We start from the raw sequence: 16,205 nt of genomic DNA on the forward strand, positions 1-16,205 counted from the left end.
TTTCCGAGTTTGCAACCACAGCGTGGTCCGCGGATCAACTGGAACACTCGTCTCCCAGCCCAGCATAGGAGCACACTCCACCACATCTCAGTCACCGGAACCACGCCGAGGCCCCCGCCTCCTCGGGCAGGCATCGCCGGCGCCGGTGCGCAATTCGGTCATTCCCGTACCGATAAGAACGGCGAGCGGAGCGCGGCCCGCCCATCGATCGATTCCGGTCGAGCGCCGGCGGGGGCCCGCCGTCTCCCGCCGGCCGGTTGTGAGCGACCTCACCTGGTCCGGCCCGGAAGCGGCCGGCGGCGCGGGCGCGTCGCCGACCGACCGGCGCTGCCTCTCGCGGGTGCGCCGATGCCCTGCCGCCGCACTGAGCCCGGAGGCTGCCAGGCGGTGTGCCCAAGGTCCCAGCATTGACCGGCGCGCGCCGCCAGGAGCCAATTGCACGACCGCGCTCGGGCGGCGCGGCGGACGCCGTCGGGTGGCGATTGTCGCTTGCCGGCAGAGTTTATGGCGGTGACGGTGGGCCCGTGACGGATCGTCGGCGCATTGACGCCAGCCTCGTCCGGCGACTGATCGCCACGCAGTTTCCACACTGGGCTGACCTGCCGATCCGACCCGTGCAATGCCAGGGCTGGGATAATTGGACGTACCACCTCGGGGCCCGGATGTCGGTGCACTTGCCCAGCGCTTCGTCGACCCGCTGGCGGTCGAGACGTAACACCGGTGGCTACCGGCCCTCGCGCCGAGGCGCAGCAGGTCCGCCGCGGAAAGCATGGTCAGGTAGATGGTGGCGTACGCGAACGCCAGCACGCCGCCGAGCAGCACCGGGGACACCGTCGTCAGGATCATCGCCGGTACCGCGGTGAACCCGATACGGCACCGAGAACTGGGGGCCGGCCGAGATCCGGGGAAACGCGATCAGGGATCTCGTCCGCGCTGAACAAGGCCGAAACGTTGCCGTGGGACGAGTGGGGACGGATGGCGGCCTCCTGCCAGGGCGACACCGGCCCCGCAAGGACGACTTCGTCAACGAGGTCCTCGGCGTGCGCGACAGGACGGAAGCTCCGCTCGTCAGCTGTACCCCGGAGACCGTGAGGTCTCCGACACCCGACGGAGCTCATCACCCCGGTAGTGCTCTATGTGCGGCAAGTTTGGGATGCCGACGGCGCACGGTCGACCGTCGCGACGACGGCGTCAACCTCGAACTCGACCAGCCACTCCGGATCGATGAAACGTGATACTTCTACGAACGTGCACGCCGGTCGTACCTGATCGAACTGTTCGCCATGGGCGCGCGCCGCCTCCCGCCAACGGGTGATGTCAACCAGCATGACCCTGGTCCTGATGATGTCAGCCAGCGTCGCACCGGCCTCGCGCAGCGCCTGCTCGGCGATGTCCAGACAACGCACGGACTGCGCGTACACATCTCCCAGCCCAGCCGTGGCACCGTCGTCCGCGATCGGCGCGGTGCCGGCCACGGATACGTACGGCCCGATACGCACGGCGCGTGAGAAGCCGATCTCCGGTTCCAGCGGTGAGCCCGAGGTCACCAAGTGTCGGAAAGAGTGCACGACACAAGAGCATCGCAGGGCAGCGACCGCGCCGGTGTCCCTCCGGGCGTATCGGGCGCGGCACCTGGAGGGGCCGATCTCGCCCAAGCGGCGAGCGTTGGGTGTGTTCCAAAGGCCGCGTACACGGCCAGGAAGTGCTTGATACCTCGCAAGATCCGACACTACTTTCGGCACGATCACGCGATCGGCCGGACGCCAGCTCGTCACCGCGTTGCGAGCGATCGGGTGCATCACGTCCGGCTGGCCGAGCGCCCGGCCCGCAGCGGCCCGACCAGCAGCGGCAGCACGGTCAGCACCGCGCACAGCACCGCCATCACCAGCAGCGCCGGCCGGAGCGTGAGCGCGGCCACCGACCAGCCACCCAGCAGCGCCCCCACCGGCAGCCCCACGAACGCCAGCGAACCGGCCATTCCCAGCACCCGGGTCTGCAACTCGGCCGGTACCCGCTCGTACAGCGCCGCTCCGAGCAGCGGGTTGACCGTGGCGATCCCGATCCCGGACAGGAACGTCACCACCAGCACCGTCACCAGATGGTCGGTGAGGGCCAGGGCGAGCAGCCGGGGCGCGCCGCTGACCGCCGCGCCGACGGCGAAGACGAGCGTGCGCGGCAGTCGGGGACCGACCACGGTGAACACGACGTTGCCCAGCAGCGCGCCGGCGGCGAACACCCCGAGCACGAGACCGAAGCCGGCCGGGTCACCGAGCACGTCGCGGACCCACAGCGGCACCCAGACGGCGGTGTGCGCGGCGGCGAACATGTTCAGCGCCGAGATCACCACCAGCATGGTCAGCAACACCCGGTCGGTACGCAGGTAGCCGAACCCGGCGCGCAGCGCCCGCAGGTAGGGCTGGCTCGGCGCGGCCGGCGCGTCGGCGGCGGGTGGACGCACCAGCACCCCGACCAGCAGCGCGCAGAGCGCGAAGCTGCCCGCGTCGATCCAGATCGCCCGGGTCACGCCGACCCAGTCGATGAGCAGGCCACCGAGCACCGCGCCGAACAACGCGACCCCCCGGGACAACCCGTCGTAGGCGGAGGTCAGCCGGATCAGCTGCACGCCGGCGCGCTGCGCCGCCGGCCGGAACAGCACGTGCTTGACCCGGTCGCCGATGCCGCGCAGCGCACCCGCCACGGCGACCAGGGCGAGCAGCGCCCCGAAGCCGAGCCACGGGGTCAGGGCGACCACCGCCATGGCCACCGCGCTGGCCGCGTCCACCACCACCGAGGTACGCCGCACCCCGAACCGGTCGGCCCACGGGGTGGCCAGCGAGCTGGAGAGCATGTACGGCAGAAACTCCGCCGCCGCGACCAGGCCCATCTTCGCCGGGCTGCCGGTGGTGGTGAGCACCAGCCACGGGATCGCCACGACGGAGACGCGACTGCCCAGGTTGGAGATGAGGTCCGCGGCGACCAGGGTGACCAGCTCCCGGCGCGCGGCGGACCGGTCGGGACGGGGAGCGTCATCCGGTCGCGCCCGGGGCTCCGGCCCGGCGTCGGCCGTCACGCCGGCTCGCCGACCGGGTCGGTGCGGTGACCCGAGGCGTACCGGTCGCGCAGTGCCCGCTTGTCCACCTTGGCCGACCGGTTCAGCGGCAGTGCGTCGACGAACTCCACCCCGCCCGGGGCCCAGGTCTCGCTCAGCTCGGTGGTGACCAGGTCGATCAGCTCGCCACCGGTCACCGTGGCGCCGGGCGTGCGGACCACGTACGCGAACGGCAGTTCGCCGGCTACCGGGTCGGGTACGCCGATCACCGCGGCGGCGCGGACCCCGGGGTGCCCGGCGAGGACGTCCTCGATGGGGCGGGAGTAGATCGGCCAGCTGCGCTGGCGGGTGAGGATCCGGTCCTGGGATCGGTCGACCAGGTAGAGGTAGCCGTCGGCGTCGAGGTGGCCGATGTCGCGGGTGCGTACCCAACCGTCGACCAGTGTCTCGGCGGTCAGCTCCGGTTGGCCGTGGTAGCCGTGGAAGCTGAGGTTGGTGCGGACCCAGACCTCGCCGTCGACGCCCGGCGGCAGTGCGCGGCCGGCGTCGTCGCGGATCTCGACGGTCACGTCCCCGTACGGTTTGCCGCAGGAGCGCAGCCGCTGCGGGTGCGCCGGGTCGTCGGTGAGGCCGGGCAGCGCGCTGATCACCACGGCCTCGCTGAGTCCGTAGACGATCCGCAGGCAGGGGCCGAAGCGGGCGATGGCCTGGCGCAGCCGGGCGGGCGCGGCCGGCCCGGCACCCACGTTGAACATGAACATGGCGGAGAAGTCCGCGCCGGGCAGGGCCGGATGGTCGAGCACCTCGTAGAGCATCGGCGGGGTGACGAAGGTGGAGGTGATCCGTTCGGCGTGCACGGTGCGGATGAACGCCTCCGGATCCCACTGCTGGCGCAGGAAGAGCACCCCGCCGGTGAAGAGGTTGAACAGCGAGGTGATCTGGCCGCTGGCCAGCCACATGGGCGAGTGGGACAGGTGGCGCAGCAGCGGGAACCCGGCGGCCCGGAAGCCGGCGGCCAGCGCGAGGACCTGCAGGTAGAAGCTCTCCCGGTGGTGCACCAGCTTGGGGGTGCCGGTGGTGCCGCTGGTCTGCAAAAACGACTCCGGTTCCGGCACCCGGTCGGGCAGCGCGACACCGGTGACCGGGGTCAGTTCCGCGCCCAGACGCAGCACCGGCACGCCCGGCAGCGCGGCGGCGATCCGGGTGCCGAGCCCGTCGGTGGCGTCGGCGTGGTGCACCAGGACGTCGGGGCGGGCCAACCGGACGAACTCGTCGACCTCCCGGGGCGAGGTGACCGGGGCGACCCACATCGTCCGGCAGCCCAGCAGGTGCAGCGCGAGTTGCAGCAGCGGCCCCTGCACCGTGTTGCCGAGCAGCACCAGCACCGCCGAGCCGGGCCGTACGCCGTGGGCGGTCAGCGCGCCGGCGAGGCCGCGTACCTCGTCGGCGACCTCGGGGTAGGTCAGCCGGCGTCCGTCGCCAACCAGCGCCTCCCGGGTGCCGAAGGTGGCGAGGAGGTCCAGCGCCTGGTGGACGTAGCTGGTCGGTCGATCGGTCATCGCGCAGCCCCCAGTCGATGCGTGGCGGTCACCGTGGCGGCCCGCGGCTCGCGTCGGGGCGATCGGCCGGCAGCGGTGTCCGGGCAGGTCACGGCGGGTGGAGCCGGCGGGAGACCGGGTCACCGCCGCCACCCGAGCCTAGGCGGGTGGGACCGGCACCGAACAGGGCCGAACGGCGGCCGAGTCCACACAGTGGACATTTGATCATGTCGATCGGGTTGATTGACGCTCGTCAGAACCGGCGGATAGTTTCCGTCCAACGCCCGGCCCTGGCGATCATGAAGCCGGCCTGGGCTGCCACAGATGGAGGTTCCCTTGCTGACCCCGAAACGATGGCAGGTCATAATTTCCGCGGCCACCCTGCTGGTGGTGGCCGCCCCGGCCATGGTCGCCAGCGCCGGTCCGTCGGACGCCGACACCGCCCGGCACACCCGGGGCGAGTGGGCGGGCACCTGGGCCGCCGCCGTCACCCGCGGCAACACCGTCGGCCTGACCAACACCGGCCTGAACAACCAGAGCATCAGGATGACCGTGCGCACCAGCGTCGGCGGCGACCGGCTGCGGGTCCGGTTGAGCAACCTCTACGGCGAGCAGGCCGTCGAGGTCGGCCACGCCACCGTCGCCCGCCCCAACCACGCCACCGTCGACGACCGCGCCGACATCGACCCGGCCAGCCTGCGCGAGCTGACCTTCGGCGGGGCCACCTCGGCGACCATGAACCGGGGCGCCGAGCTGCTCAGCGACCCGCTCGACCTCGTGGTCGCCGAGCGCGAGGAACTGGTCGTCACGCTGCACTTCCCGGTGCTCACCGGGCCGGTCACCTTCCACGGCCAGTCCAAGGTCACCACCTTCATCGGTGCCACCGACCTGACCACCGCCACCGGCGGTGCCGGCTTCACCATCCGGCCGAACTGCTGCTGGATGTTCCTGTCCGGGCTGGACGTGCAGCGCCGGCACACCCCCGGCGCCATCGTCGTGCTCGGCGACTCGATCGGCGACGGCAACGGCAGCACCGTCAACGCCCACAAGCGCTGGCCGGACCTGCTCGCCGACCGGCTGAGCGCCGCCCGGCCCGAGGCGCGTACCCCCGGGGTGCTCAACCTCAGCCTGGCCGGCAACCGGCTCAACCACGAGGGCCCCGAGCCCGGCGCCGGTGGCTTCCCCGGCTACCCCGAGTTGGGACCGAACGCCCTCGCCCGGCTCAACGAGGACGTCTTCCCGCAGACCGGGGTGAAGACGCTGGTCACCCACCTCGGCATCAACGACATCTGGATGTCGGGCGACTCCGCCGAGCGGATCATCGCCACCCTGCGGCAGATCAACCAACAGGCCCGGGCGCGCGGCCTGCGCAGCCTCGCCGCCACCCTCACCCCCTACGAAGGGCACGGCAACCCGGGGGTGTGGACGCCGGAGAAGGACGCCACCCGGCAGGCGGTCAACGCGTGGCTGCGGGGAGCGGGCGCGCGGGAGTTCGACGGCCTGCTCGACTTCGACGCCGTCCTGCGTGACCCGGCACAGCCGAGCCGGCTGCTGCCGGCGTACGACTCGGGCGACCACATCCACCCGAACGACGCCGGCAACAAGGCGATGGCCGACGCCGTCCCACTGCGCCTGCTCGGCCTGTGACCCCCGGGTGGGGCGGCGGGTGGCCCGCCGCCCCACCCTCCGTTCCCGGGGAGGAAACGTGGACGTCGACGAGATCCTGTCCGGCCTCTACCAGGAGGCGGGCCGGCAGGACCCCTACCCGTGGTACGCGGCCCTGCACGCGCTCGGACCGGTCAGCGCGGCCCCGGCCCGGCCCGAGCACCGCACGGTCAGCGCGGTCGCGGTCGGGTACGACCTGGTCGACCGGGTGCTGCGCGACGCCGCGTGGCGCAAGGGCACCCCGCCGGGCTGGTCGGAGCAGGAGGTGCTGCGCACCTTCATGTCCTCGATGATGTTCACCGATCCACCCGACCACACCCGGATGCGGGCGGTGTTCACGAAGGCGTTCACTCCGCGCCGGCTGGGCGCGCTGGAACCGGTGATCGTCCGGGTGGTGGACCGGCTGCTCGACCGGATGGCCGAGACCGGTGCCGGCGGCGCGGAGATCGACTTCGTGGCCGACTTCGCGTACCCCGTACCGGCGTTGGTGATGGCGGAGTTCGTCGGCCTGCCCGAAGCGGACCTGCCCTGGTACCGGCAGCGGGTCGACTGGATCGACGAGTTCCTGGACGTGGCCGGCAAGACGCCGCAGCGGCTGGCCCGGGCCAACCAGGCGGCGGCGCAGCTGCGGGAGTACTACCGGGACCTGATCGCGCACCGACGCCGCCGGCCCGGCGATGACCTGATCAGCGCACTGGTCGGGGCGCTCGACGCGCACGAGGTGGAGCTGACCGAGGACGAGCTGATCAGTAACGTGATCGTGCTGTTCAACGCCAGCTTCGTGACGACCGTCTACCTGCTCAGCAACGGGCTACCGCTGTTGCTGGCCCACCCGGACACCGTCGCGGCGCTGCCCGGCGACGGCGCGCTGGCCCGCGGCTGCGTCGAGGAGGTGCTGCGAATGCAGTGCCCGGTGCACTTCCTGGCCCGCGTCGCACCGGCCGACACCGACCTGGGTGGCGTGGCGGTGCGCGGGGGCGAGAACGTGCTGCTGATCGTCGCGGCGGCCAACCGGGACCCGGCCCGGTTCTGCGATCCGGACCGCTTCGACCCGCGTCGGGACGGCCCACCGTCGCTCGCCTTCGGCGTCGGCCCGCACTTCTGCCTCGGCGCGGCCGTGTCCAGGCTGGAGGGACGGCTCGCCCTGCCCCGGCTCTTCGCCCGTTTTCCGAACCTGACGCTCACCCGTACCCCGACGTACAGCGGGAGTCTCTTCCTGCGCGGGATCGACAAGCTCGTCGTCTCGACCGGCGGATAGGAGCCGACATGTCTCTCGACCCCCAGGTGGTGGCGTACCGGGCCGCGCGGGCGGCGGCCGGCACCCCGCCGCTGTACACCCGGACCCTCGCCGAGGCCCGCGCCGCCGACCTCGCCGCGATCCGCGCCGGCGGCGGCGACGTCGAACCGGTGCACGAGGTACGCGACACGCACCTTCCCGGCCCCGCCGGCGACCTGCCGGTGCGCATCCACCGGCCGGCCGGGGACGGTCCGCTGCCCACCCTGGTCTACTTCTTCGGCGGCGGGTGGACCCTCGGCAGCGTCGACACCGCCGACGGGATCTGCCGACGGCTGGCCAACGCCACGCCCTGTCAGGTGGTGACCGTCGGCTACCGGCTCGCCCCCGAGCATCCCTTCCCGGCGGCGGTGCAGGACTGCCACGCCGCCACCGCGTGGCTCGCCGCGCACGCCGCCGAGTTCCGCGTCGACCCGGACCGGCTGGCCGTCGGCGGCGACAGCGCCGGCGGCAACCTGGCCGCCGCGGTGACCCTGCTGGCCCGGTCCCACGGCCCCCGCCTCGCCGGCCAGCTGCTGGTCTACCCGAACACCGACCAACGGGCCGGCGGTGCCCCGGCCGGTGACGAGGATCCGCTGCTGTTCAACCGGCACTCCGTCGACTGGTACCGGAACCACTACCTGGCCGACCCGGCCGACGCGACGCACCCGCTGGCCTCGCCGCTGCTCGCCGACGACCTGTCGGGCCTGCCGCCGGCCCTGGTCGTCACCGCCGAACACGACCCGCTGCGCGAGCAGGGGGAGCGGTACGCCGAGCGCCTACGCGCGGACGGCGTGGCGGTACGGCTCACCCGCTACGCCGGGATGATCCACGGTTTCTTCGCCATGCCGGGGGTCTTCGACGCCGGCCGGCGGGCGCAGGACGAGGCGGCGGCCTTCCTGCGCGACCGCTTCGCCGGAACCGGCCCGACCGTCACCTCGACGCCGGGCGGCCCTCGATGACCGACACGGTGCTGCGCGTGCCCCGCTCCGGGTCGGCGCCGGGCTTCGACGTGCCGCCGACGGCGACAGGAGGGCCGGTGACCTCGTCCAGATTCGTGCCGCCGGCCAGCGTGGCCGAGTTCGCGGCGCTCGCCCGGGCGGTGCTGCCCACCCACGTCTGGGACTTCGTCGACGGCGGCAGCGGCGCCGAGACCACCCTGGCGGCCAACCGGGCCGCGCTGGACCGGGTCGCCGTGCTGCCCCGGATGCTCACCGGGGTGGAGAATCCGCGGACCGACGCGAGGCTGCTGGGCCGGGAGCAGGCGATGCCGGTGGCGGTCGCGCCGATGGCGTACCAGCGGCTGCTGCACCCCGACGGCGAGCGGGCGCTCGCCGCGGCGGCCGGGACGGCCGGTGTGCCGTACGTGCTCAGCACGCTGAGCAGCAGCCCGATCGAGGAGGTGACCGCCGCGGCCGGCGGGCCGGTCTGGTTCCAGCTCTACTGGCTGCGCGACCGGGGCCTGGTCACCGACCTGCTCGACCGCGCGCACGCCGCCGGCTGCGCGGCGCTCATGGTGACCGTGGACGTGCCGGTGCTCGGCCGTCGGCTGCGCGACGTCCGCAACGGCTTCGCGCTGCCCCCGCAGGTCACCGCGGCCAACCTGCCCCGGGGGCGGGATGACCTGGCGCACGCCGGCACCCCCGGCGTGTCCGCGATCGCCCGGCATACCGACGCGGTCTTCGCCCCGGCCCTGCGCTGGGCGGACCTGTCCTGGCTGCGTGCCCGTACCCGACTGCCCCTGCTGGTCAAGGGCATCCTCGACCCCGGTGACGCGGTGCGGGCGGCAGACAGCGGCGTGGATGCGGTGGTGGTGTCCAACCATGGTGGCCGCCAGTTCGACGCCGCCCCGGCCACCGCCACCGTGCTGCCGGAGGTGGTCGCCGCGGTCGACGGTCGGGTCGAGGTGCTGCTGGACAGCGGCGTGCGTGGCGGCACGGACGTGCTGCGCGCCCTCGCCCTCGGCGCCGCCGGGGTGCTGCTCGGCCGGCCCGCGTTCTGGGCCCTCGCCGCCGGCGGCCAGCCCGCCGCCGAGGCGGCGCTGGCGCTGCTCGGCGCCGAACTGCGCGACGCCCTGACCCTGTGCGGCTGCGCCGACCCCGCGCAGGCCCGGCAGCTGCGCACCCTGATCGGCGGGTGAGCGTGAACGCACCGGTGGAGCTGACCGTCGCCGACCTGCACCCGGCCGTCGACGACCCCGTACTGAACTCGATGAACTTCCTCAACGAGGTCGCCGGGCGTTGGCCGGACGCGGTGTCGCTCGCCGCCGGCCGCCCGTACGAGGAGTTCTTCGACGACGACGCGCCGCGCCGCTGGCTGCAGCGGTTCCGTCGACACCTCGTCGAGGACCTCGGTCAGCACCCGGCGCAGGCGAACCGCACCCTGTTCCAGTACGGCCGGACCAAGGGCATCGTGCACCACCTGATCGCCCGTAACCTCGCCGTCGACGAGGAGACGCACGTCGACCCGGAGGCCGTCGTGGTGACCGTCGGCTGCCAGGAGGCGATGTTCCTGGTGCTGCGGGCGTTGCGCGCCGGGCCACGTGACGTGCTGCTCGCGGTCGCCCCCACGTACGTCGGGCTGACCGGCGCGGCCCGCCTGGTCGACCTGCCGGTCCGGCCGGTGGCCGGTGGCCCGGCCGGGGTGGACCTGGCCGACCTGCGCGCCCAGACCCGCCACGCCCGGGCGGCGGGGCTGCGCCCACGGGCCTGCTACGTGATGCCGGACTTCGCCAACCCGTCCGGCGTCAGCATCAGCCTGGCCGACCGCCGCCGGTTGCTCGACCTGGCCGCCGAGGAGGAGCTGCTGCTGGTCGAGGACAACCCGTACGGGCTGTTTCCCGCCGGTGAGCAGGGCCGGCTTCCGACGCTCAAGGCGCTGGACACCCGACGTCGGGTGGTCTACCTCGGTTCGTTCGCCAAGACGGTGCTGCCCGGGGCCCGGGTCGGGTACGTGGTGGCCGACCAGCGGGTCGCCGAAGCCGACGGCAGCGTCGGGCTCCTCGCCGACCAGCTCGCCCGGATCAAGAGCATGGTCACGGTGAACACCGCGCCGCTGGCCCAGGCGGTGATCGGCGGGGCGCTGCTGGAACACGACTGTTCGCTGGTGACCGCCACCGTCCGGCAGCGCGCCGCGTACACCCGCAACCTGCGGCACCTGCTCGCCGGCCTGGCCCGTCGGTTCCCGGCACCCTCGCCGGTGACCTGGACCGTCCCCGCGGGTGGCTTCTTCGTCGTGGTGAGCGTGCCGTTCCCGGTGGACGACGCGCTGCTGCGCCGCTCCGCCGAGCGCCACGGGGTGCTGTGGACGCCGATGGCGCACTTCTACGACGACGGTACGCCGGTGCGCGCACTGCGCCTGTCGGTCAGCGCGGTCACCCCGGAACAGATCGACCTCGGCCTGGACCGGCTCGCCGCGCTCGTCGCCGACGAGTCCCGGCGCACCGCAGCGCCCGACGACCGCCGGACCCGGTGACGACGCACCGTGGCCGACCCGCCGCCGCTCGTGCTTCCACGTGTCCCCATCGGACGGTCATAATGGGCCGCATGGTCGCTTGGGAGTACGCCCTGCTGGTCCGCCGCTACCAGGGGCAGGGACGCAATTTCCACGTCTCGTTCGTCTGGTATGGGCCCGAGGGGTCGCGCACCGACGTCACGGCGTACGGCGACACCGCCATCGCGCACCTCAACCGGGTCGGCCGGGAGGGCTGGGAGCTGGTCTCCGCCGCCGAGGACGTCAACAACGTGCAGGGCAGCACCGAGGTGCACCGCTACCACCTCAAGCGCCCGATCGGCTGACCGCCCGGGGCGGCGCGGCGGCGCCACCCCGGAAGGCGTCCAGTCAGCCCAGGTCGACGGCGGGGTAGAGCGGGAAACCGGCCAGCAGCTCGCCGGCCTGCCGGCTCACCTTGTCCGCCAGTGCCGGGTCGAGGACGTACTTCGCCTTCGAGGCGCTGCCGTCGGCGTTGGCGCCCGGCGTGGTCTGGCTGAGCACGGTGTGGATCAGCTCGGCGGTGGCGTCCATCTCCGCGGTGCCCAGGCCCCGGGTGGTCAGCGCCGGGGTGCCGATGCGGATGCCGGAGGTGTACCAGGCGCCGTTCGGGTCCTGCGGGACGGCGTTGCGGTTGGTGACGATCCCCGAGTCGAGCAGCGCCTGCTCCGCCTGGCGGCCGGTCAGGCCGTACCCGGAGACGTCGATCAGCACCAGGTGGTTGTCGGTGCCGCCGGTGACCAGCTTCGCGCCCCGGCGCAGCAGCCCGTCGGCCAGCGCCTGCGCGTTGGCCACGATCCGGGACGCGTAGTCGGCGAAGTCGGGGCGACGGGCCTCGGCCAGGGCGACGGCCTTGGCGGCCATCACGTGCGGCAGCGGGCCGCCGAGCACCATCGGGCAACCCCGGTCCACCTGGTCGGCCAGCTCCGGCCCGCAGAGCACCATGCCGCCGCGCGGACCGCGCAGCGACTTGTGGGTGGTGGTGGTGACGATGTGCGCGTGCGGCACCGGGTCGAAGTCGCCGGTGAAGACCTTGCCGGCGACCAGGCCCGCGAAGTGCGCCATGTCGACCATGAAGGTGGCGCCGACGGAGTCGGCGATCTCCCGCATGATCCGGAAGTTCACCTTCCGGGGGTACGCCGAGTAACCGGCGACCAGGATCAGCGGCCGGAACTCCCGGGCCGCCTCGGCGACCCGGTCGTAGTCGATCAACCCCGTGGTCGGGTCGGTGCCGTAGCTGCGCTGGTCGAACATCTTGCCGGAGATGTTCGGCCGGAAGCCGTGGGTGAGGTGGCCGCCGGCGTCCAGCGACATGCCGAGCATCCGCTGGTCGCCCAGTTCCCGGCGCAGCGCGAACCAGTCCGCCTCGGTGAGCTCGTTGACCTGGCGTACCTGGGCCCTGCGCAGCGCGGGGGACTCCACCCGGTCGGCGAGGATCGCCCAGAACGCCACCAGGTTGGCGTCGATGCCGGAGTGCGGCTGCACGTACGCGTGCGAAGCGCCGAACAGCTCCCGGGCGTGTTCGGCGGCGAGCGCCTCGACCGTGTCGACGTTCTGGCAGCCGGCGTAGAAGCGGCGGCCCACGGTGCCCTCGGCGTACTTGTCACTGAACCAGTTGCCCATGGCCAGCAGGGTGGCCGGGGAGGCGTAGTTCTCGCTGGCGATGAGCTTGAGCGACTCACGCTGGTCGGTCAGCTCGGCGCCGATGGCGTCGGCCACCCGGGGCTCGACGGCGCGGATCACCTCGAGCGCGCTGCGGAAGGCGGTGGATTCGGCGTTCGGCGACATGCGACCTCCTACTGACGTGCGGAAGGCCCAGGCGCTCGGCGTGCGTCCTCATGACGGGGCCGCTTCCCGATGGTGCTCCATCCCCACGCGCCAGTCACGGCCCGCAGCCGATCCTACCGGGTCGCCGTCGGCCCCCGGGGTCCACCTCGCCGTACGGCGTGCCCATGATCGATTTCCTGTGCGCCACCTGGGTGCGTCCCGGCCGACCCACCCCGCACGGGGCGAGGCCCCACGACCCGTCTCGGTCTGCGTACCATCGGTGGATGGTGGGGGAGGAGAGCGGCGGCAGCCTGCTCGCCATCAGCGACCTGCACGTCGGGTACGCGCAGAACCGTGCCCTGGTGGAGGCGCTGCGCCCGTCCTCACCGCAGGACTGGCTGATCGTCGCCGGCGACGTGGCCGACAGCGTCGCCGACGTCGAGTGGGCGCTCGGGTTGTTGGCGGGGCGGTTCGCGAAGGTGCTGTGGGCACCCGGCAACCACGAGCTGTGGACTCCACGCGGCGACCCGGTCACGCTGCGGGGCGAGGCCCGCTACGCGCATCTGGTGCGACGCTGCCGGGCACTGGGGGTGCTCACCCCGGAGGACGAGTACCCGGTGTGGCGGGGGCCCGGCGGCCCGGCGGTGGTGGCCCCGCTGTTCCTGCTCTATGACTACAGTTGGCGGCCGGAGGGGCTGGACCGGGCGGCAGCCCTCGCCGAGGCGTACCGGACGGGCATCGTCTGCACCGACGAGATGCTGCTGCACCCCGACCCGTACCCGAGCCGACAGGCGTGGTCCGAGGCCCGGGTGGTCGAGACGGCCCGGCGGCTCGACGCCCGCGAGCCCGGCCTGCCGACCGTGCTGGTCAACCACTGGCCGCTGGTGCGCGACCCGACGCGGGTGCTGCGCTATCCGATCTTCGCTCAGTGGTGCGGCACCGAGGCCAGCGCCGACTGGCACCGGCGTTTCGCCGCCGTCGCCGTCGTCTACGGGCACCTGCACATCCCCCGCACCACCTGGTACGACGGGGTGCGCTTCGAGGAGGTGTCGCTCGGCTACCCGCGGGAGTGGCGCAACCGCAAGATGCCGCCGGGGCAGCCGCGCCGCATCCTGCCGGCACCCGACGGGGTGCCACCGACGGCCTGGTGACATCTCGGGAGGCCGGCCGACTGCCGGCCTCCCCGGGGTGCCGCACGGTCAGGCGGTGAGCGCGTCGAGGGCCTTCTTGATCGCCTTCGGCTCGGCGGGGGAACGCGGGGCGGTCGCCCGCATGTCGAGCATGCGCTGGCCGATCTCCTGGAGCTGGTTGCGGCCGAGCGCCTCCCGCACCTTCGGGAACCACTCCTGCTCCTCCTCCTCGACGTGGTGCTCGACGTTCTCGATCAGCACCGTCGTCTTGGCCACGAAGCGCTCGTCGGAGGGGTCCATGGTGGCCAGCTCGGCGCAGAGCAGGTCGGCCACGTGGTGCTCCTCGTACGACTCGAGGATGTCGTCCTCCAGGTCGGGCAGCAGCTTGCGGATCTCCGGGTACATGACCTCGTTCTCGAGGTACGTGTGCACCGTCAGGGCCTCCAGGATCTGCCGGACCAGCTTCCCGCGCTCGGCGGCCGGCCCGTCCTCGGCCTGGGCGAACTGGCGGAACAGGCGACGTATCTCCTTGTGGTCCTCTTTGAGTAGGACGATGGCATCGGTGGACACCGGCAAACCTCCTTGATTCGGCTGACGGTTTCCCGGTACCCCGGTGGTGAGCTGCGAAAACGGACGGGGCCCGGCGGAGATCCGCCGGGCCCCGGGGTGCGGTGCGGCTACCGCACCGCGTGGTACGCGTTGACCAGGCCGGCGCCGTAGAAGCCGTTGCGCGCGCCGCCGGAGCAGGTCGCGTCGTAGGCGTGCGGGCCGGTCGGGATCAGCGGCACCGGGTTGTACACGCCCTCCGGGCAGGACTGCGCCACCGACGTGCGCTCCAGGAAGGACGCCAGCTGGCCCGGCTTCATGTCGGGGTGCGCCGACAACGCCAGCGCCGCCACGCCGGTGGCGTGCGGGCCGGACATCGAGGTGCCCTGCTTGTAACCCCAGCCGTTGGTCTTCGTCGCCGGGTTGAAGGTGGTCGACAGGATGCCGTCGGTGAGGGTGGAGCGGACGCCCTGGGTACGGAAGCGGGTGTCGCCACCCGGTGCCGTCACGTCGATGACGCCCTGGCCGTACGAGGAGTAGTAGCTCTTCGCCCCGGTCGGGCCGACCGCCGAGACGGTCACCACGCCCGGCACCTCGGCCGGCAGGTCGAGGCAGGCGTTGGTGAGGTTCTCACGGGTCTCGGGTGTCCCGTTGTTCGGGCTGCCGTCGTCGGTGATCTTGTGGGCCAGGTCGTAGTTGGAGTTGCCCGCGGACGCCACGTGGAGCACGCCCTTGCTCTGCGAGTAGCGGATGGCCCGCTGGACGGCCTGCCACACCGGACGCTGGCGCGCGTCGTTGCGGCAGTTGAGCTCCCACGGGTCGATGTAGTAGCTGTTGTTGGTCAGCTGCATCCCGTGCTCGGCGGCCCACAGGAACCCGCAGACCGCGGCCTCCGGGAAGATGTAGCCGTCGTCGTTGACCACCTTCACCGCCGCCACCTTGACGCCCGGCGCGACACCGGTCACCCCGACGCCGTTGACGGCGGCGGCGATGGTGCCGGCCACGTGCGTGCCGTGGTCGGAGGTGGTGGGGTTCCAGGCGACCTCGGCGGTGTCGGTGACGCCACCGAGGCAGGAGGCGCTCTTGTCCTTGGCGATCTGGCTGGCCAGGTCCGGGTGGCTGCTGGAGATGCCGCTGTCCAGCACGCCCACCACCACGTCGGCCCGGCCGGCGTTGACGGCGTGCGCCTGGGGCACGTCGATCATCGACATGTCCCACTGCTGACCGAAGAGGGGCTCGGCGGTCGGGTCGGCGGCGGCGTTCGCCACCTGCGCCGCGGAGACCTCCAGGGTCTCGCCCTCCTCCAGGGCGGTGCCCAGGCCGGCGGTGGACGCCACCGACTCGACGCCCGCGCCCGCCACGTCCGTGGCGAAGTCGGGGTTGGCCGAGCGGACGACGAGCACGCCGATCTGGTCGTACGTGGCCACCACGGTGCCCTCGGCCGCGGTCACCCGGGCCGCCGCCTTGCCGGTCGTGGCACCCTGCGGGGCCAGGACCAGGAACGTGGTGTCCGGACCGGCGGCCGACGCCGCCGGGGCCAGCCCGCCGGTGACGGCGAGGCCGACACCGAGGGACACGGCGGACGCGGCAGCCAGTGTCTTGCTGCGCAGGTTCTTCACACAGACTCCCAGGGGCTGTCTCCAGCCGGGCACGCCCGCGGGTGGGGAGCGGCCGGCGGGAAGAGGGCGGGACGCCCACTTCCGGACCATCAGCGCCGCAGCCCGGTCTGGCGTTACGCGCGTCGGTGC

At 72.9% G+C, this 16,205-nt stretch carries 13 protein-coding genes and 1 riboswitch; of the genes, 7 read left to right on the top strand and 6 right to left on the bottom strand.

Features of this window, described 5'->3' with window-relative positions; genetic code table 11:
- Positions 1–1,133: 1,133 nt before the first annotated feature.
- From E1166_RS31400 to E1166_RS03905, 3 genes are all read right to left on the bottom strand, one after another.
- Positions 1,134–1,547 (bottom strand): RidA family protein, encoded by a 414-nt coding sequence (locus tag E1166_RS31400; protein ID WP_207913996.1) that lies wholly within the window; start codon positions 1,545–1,547, stop codon positions 1,134–1,136.
- A 251-nt stretch (positions 1,548–1,798) separates the two neighbouring features.
- Complete coding sequence (locus E1166_RS03900) at positions 1,799–2,989, bottom strand: MFS transporter (protein WP_243710142.1); 1,191 nt, start codon at positions 2,987–2,989, stop codon at positions 1,799–1,801.
- 77 nt (positions 2,990–3,066) lie between these two features.
- Positions 3,067–4,608, bottom strand: a complete 1,542-nt coding sequence (locus E1166_RS03905) for an AMP-binding protein (RefSeq protein ID WP_132335822.1) — start codon at positions 4,606–4,608, stop codon at positions 3,067–3,069.
- Between the two features lie 342 nt (positions 4,609–4,950).
- Between E1166_RS03905 and E1166_RS03910 the strand changes: the two genes are divergently transcribed.
- The 6 genes from E1166_RS03910 (at position 4,951) to E1166_RS03935 (ending at position 11,322) form a co-directional block, all read left to right on the top strand.
- Positions 4,951–6,234 (top strand): SGNH/GDSL hydrolase family protein, encoded by a 1,284-nt coding sequence (locus E1166_RS03910; protein ID WP_165944229.1) that lies wholly within the window; start codon positions 4,951–4,953, stop codon positions 6,232–6,234.
- A 58-nt stretch (positions 6,235–6,292) separates the two neighbouring features.
- Complete coding sequence (locus tag E1166_RS03915) at positions 6,293–7,510, top strand: cytochrome P450 (protein ID WP_132335824.1); 1,218 nt, start codon at positions 6,293–6,295, stop codon at positions 7,508–7,510.
- An 8-nt stretch (positions 7,511–7,518) separates the two neighbouring features.
- Positions 7,519–8,487 carry an alpha/beta hydrolase gene (locus E1166_RS03920; RefSeq protein WP_132335826.1) on the top strand — a complete coding sequence of 323 codons (969 nt, stop codon included), beginning with the start codon at positions 7,519–7,521 and terminating at the stop codon, positions 8,485–8,487.
- Between the two features lie 77 nt (positions 8,488–8,564).
- Complete coding sequence (locus tag E1166_RS03925; protein ID WP_243710137.1) at positions 8,565–9,665, top strand: alpha-hydroxy acid oxidase; 1,101 nt, start codon at positions 8,565–8,567, stop codon at positions 9,663–9,665.
- Entirely contained in the window at positions 9,662–10,999 is a 1,338-nt protein-coding gene (locus E1166_RS03930) for a PLP-dependent aminotransferase family protein (RefSeq protein WP_243710139.1), read from the top strand. Before E1166_RS03925 ends, E1166_RS03930 begins: the two co-directional genes overlap by 4 nt.
- A 62-nt stretch (positions 11,000–11,061) precedes the next feature.
- A complete protein-coding gene (locus E1166_RS03935; RefSeq protein ID WP_132260843.1) occupies positions 11,062–11,322 on the top strand; it encodes a hypothetical protein in 261 nt (86 codons plus the stop codon).
- Positions 11,323–11,365: 43 nt separating this feature from the next.
- Here the strand turns inward: E1166_RS03935 and E1166_RS03940 are convergent, their stop codons facing one another.
- Complete coding sequence (locus E1166_RS03940; protein ID WP_132260844.1) at positions 11,366–12,802, bottom strand: glycine hydroxymethyltransferase; 1,437 nt, start codon at positions 12,800–12,802, stop codon at positions 11,366–11,368.
- An 18-nt stretch (positions 12,803–12,820) separates the two neighbouring features.
- Positions 12,821–12,910: riboswitch (ZMP/ZTP riboswitch) on the bottom strand.
- 155 nt (positions 12,911–13,065) lie between these two features.
- Here E1166_RS03940 and E1166_RS03945 point away from each other — a divergent pair.
- Positions 13,066–13,932, top strand: a complete 867-nt coding sequence (locus tag E1166_RS03945) for a metallophosphoesterase (protein WP_132335830.1) — start codon at positions 13,066–13,068, stop codon at positions 13,930–13,932.
- Positions 13,933–13,980: 48 nt separating this feature from the next.
- Here E1166_RS03945 and E1166_RS03950 read toward each other — a convergent pair whose 3' ends face one another.
- Positions 13,981–14,481 carry a hemerythrin domain-containing protein gene (locus E1166_RS03950; RefSeq protein ID WP_132260846.1) on the bottom strand — a complete coding sequence of 167 codons (501 nt, stop codon included), beginning with the start codon at positions 14,479–14,481 and terminating at the stop codon, positions 13,981–13,983.
- A 107-nt stretch (positions 14,482–14,588) separates the two neighbouring features.
- The gene (locus tag E1166_RS03955; RefSeq protein WP_132335832.1) at positions 14,589–16,076 is read right to left on the bottom strand and encodes a S8 family serine peptidase; all 1,488 of its coding nucleotides are present in this window, start codon (positions 16,074–16,076) and stop codon (positions 14,589–14,591) included.
- Between the last annotated feature and the right edge of the window lie 129 nt (positions 16,077–16,205).

This window comes from Micromonospora sp. KC213 (assembly GCF_004348325.1).
Taxonomy (GTDB): domain Bacteria; phylum Actinomycetota; class Actinomycetes; order Mycobacteriales; family Micromonosporaceae; genus Micromonospora.

Coding starts and splice junctions, on each gene's coding strand:
- E1166_RS03935 (WP_132260843.1), top strand. CDS start 11,062: ATGGGCCGCATGGTCGCTTGGGAGTACGCCCTGCTGGTCCGCCGCTAC.
- E1166_RS03940 (WP_132260844.1), bottom strand. CDS start 12,802: ATGTCGCCGAACGCCGAATCCACCGCCTTCCGCAGCGCGCTCGAGGTG.
- E1166_RS03905 (WP_132335822.1), bottom strand. CDS start 4,608: ATGACCGATCGACCGACCAGCTACGTCCACCAGGCGCTGGACCTCCTC.
- E1166_RS03945 (WP_132335830.1), top strand. CDS start 13,066: ATGGTGGGGGAGGAGAGCGGCGGCAGCCTGCTCGCCATCAGCGACCTG.
- E1166_RS03920 (WP_132335826.1), top strand. CDS start 7,519: ATGTCTCTCGACCCCCAGGTGGTGGCGTACCGGGCCGCGCGGGCGGCG.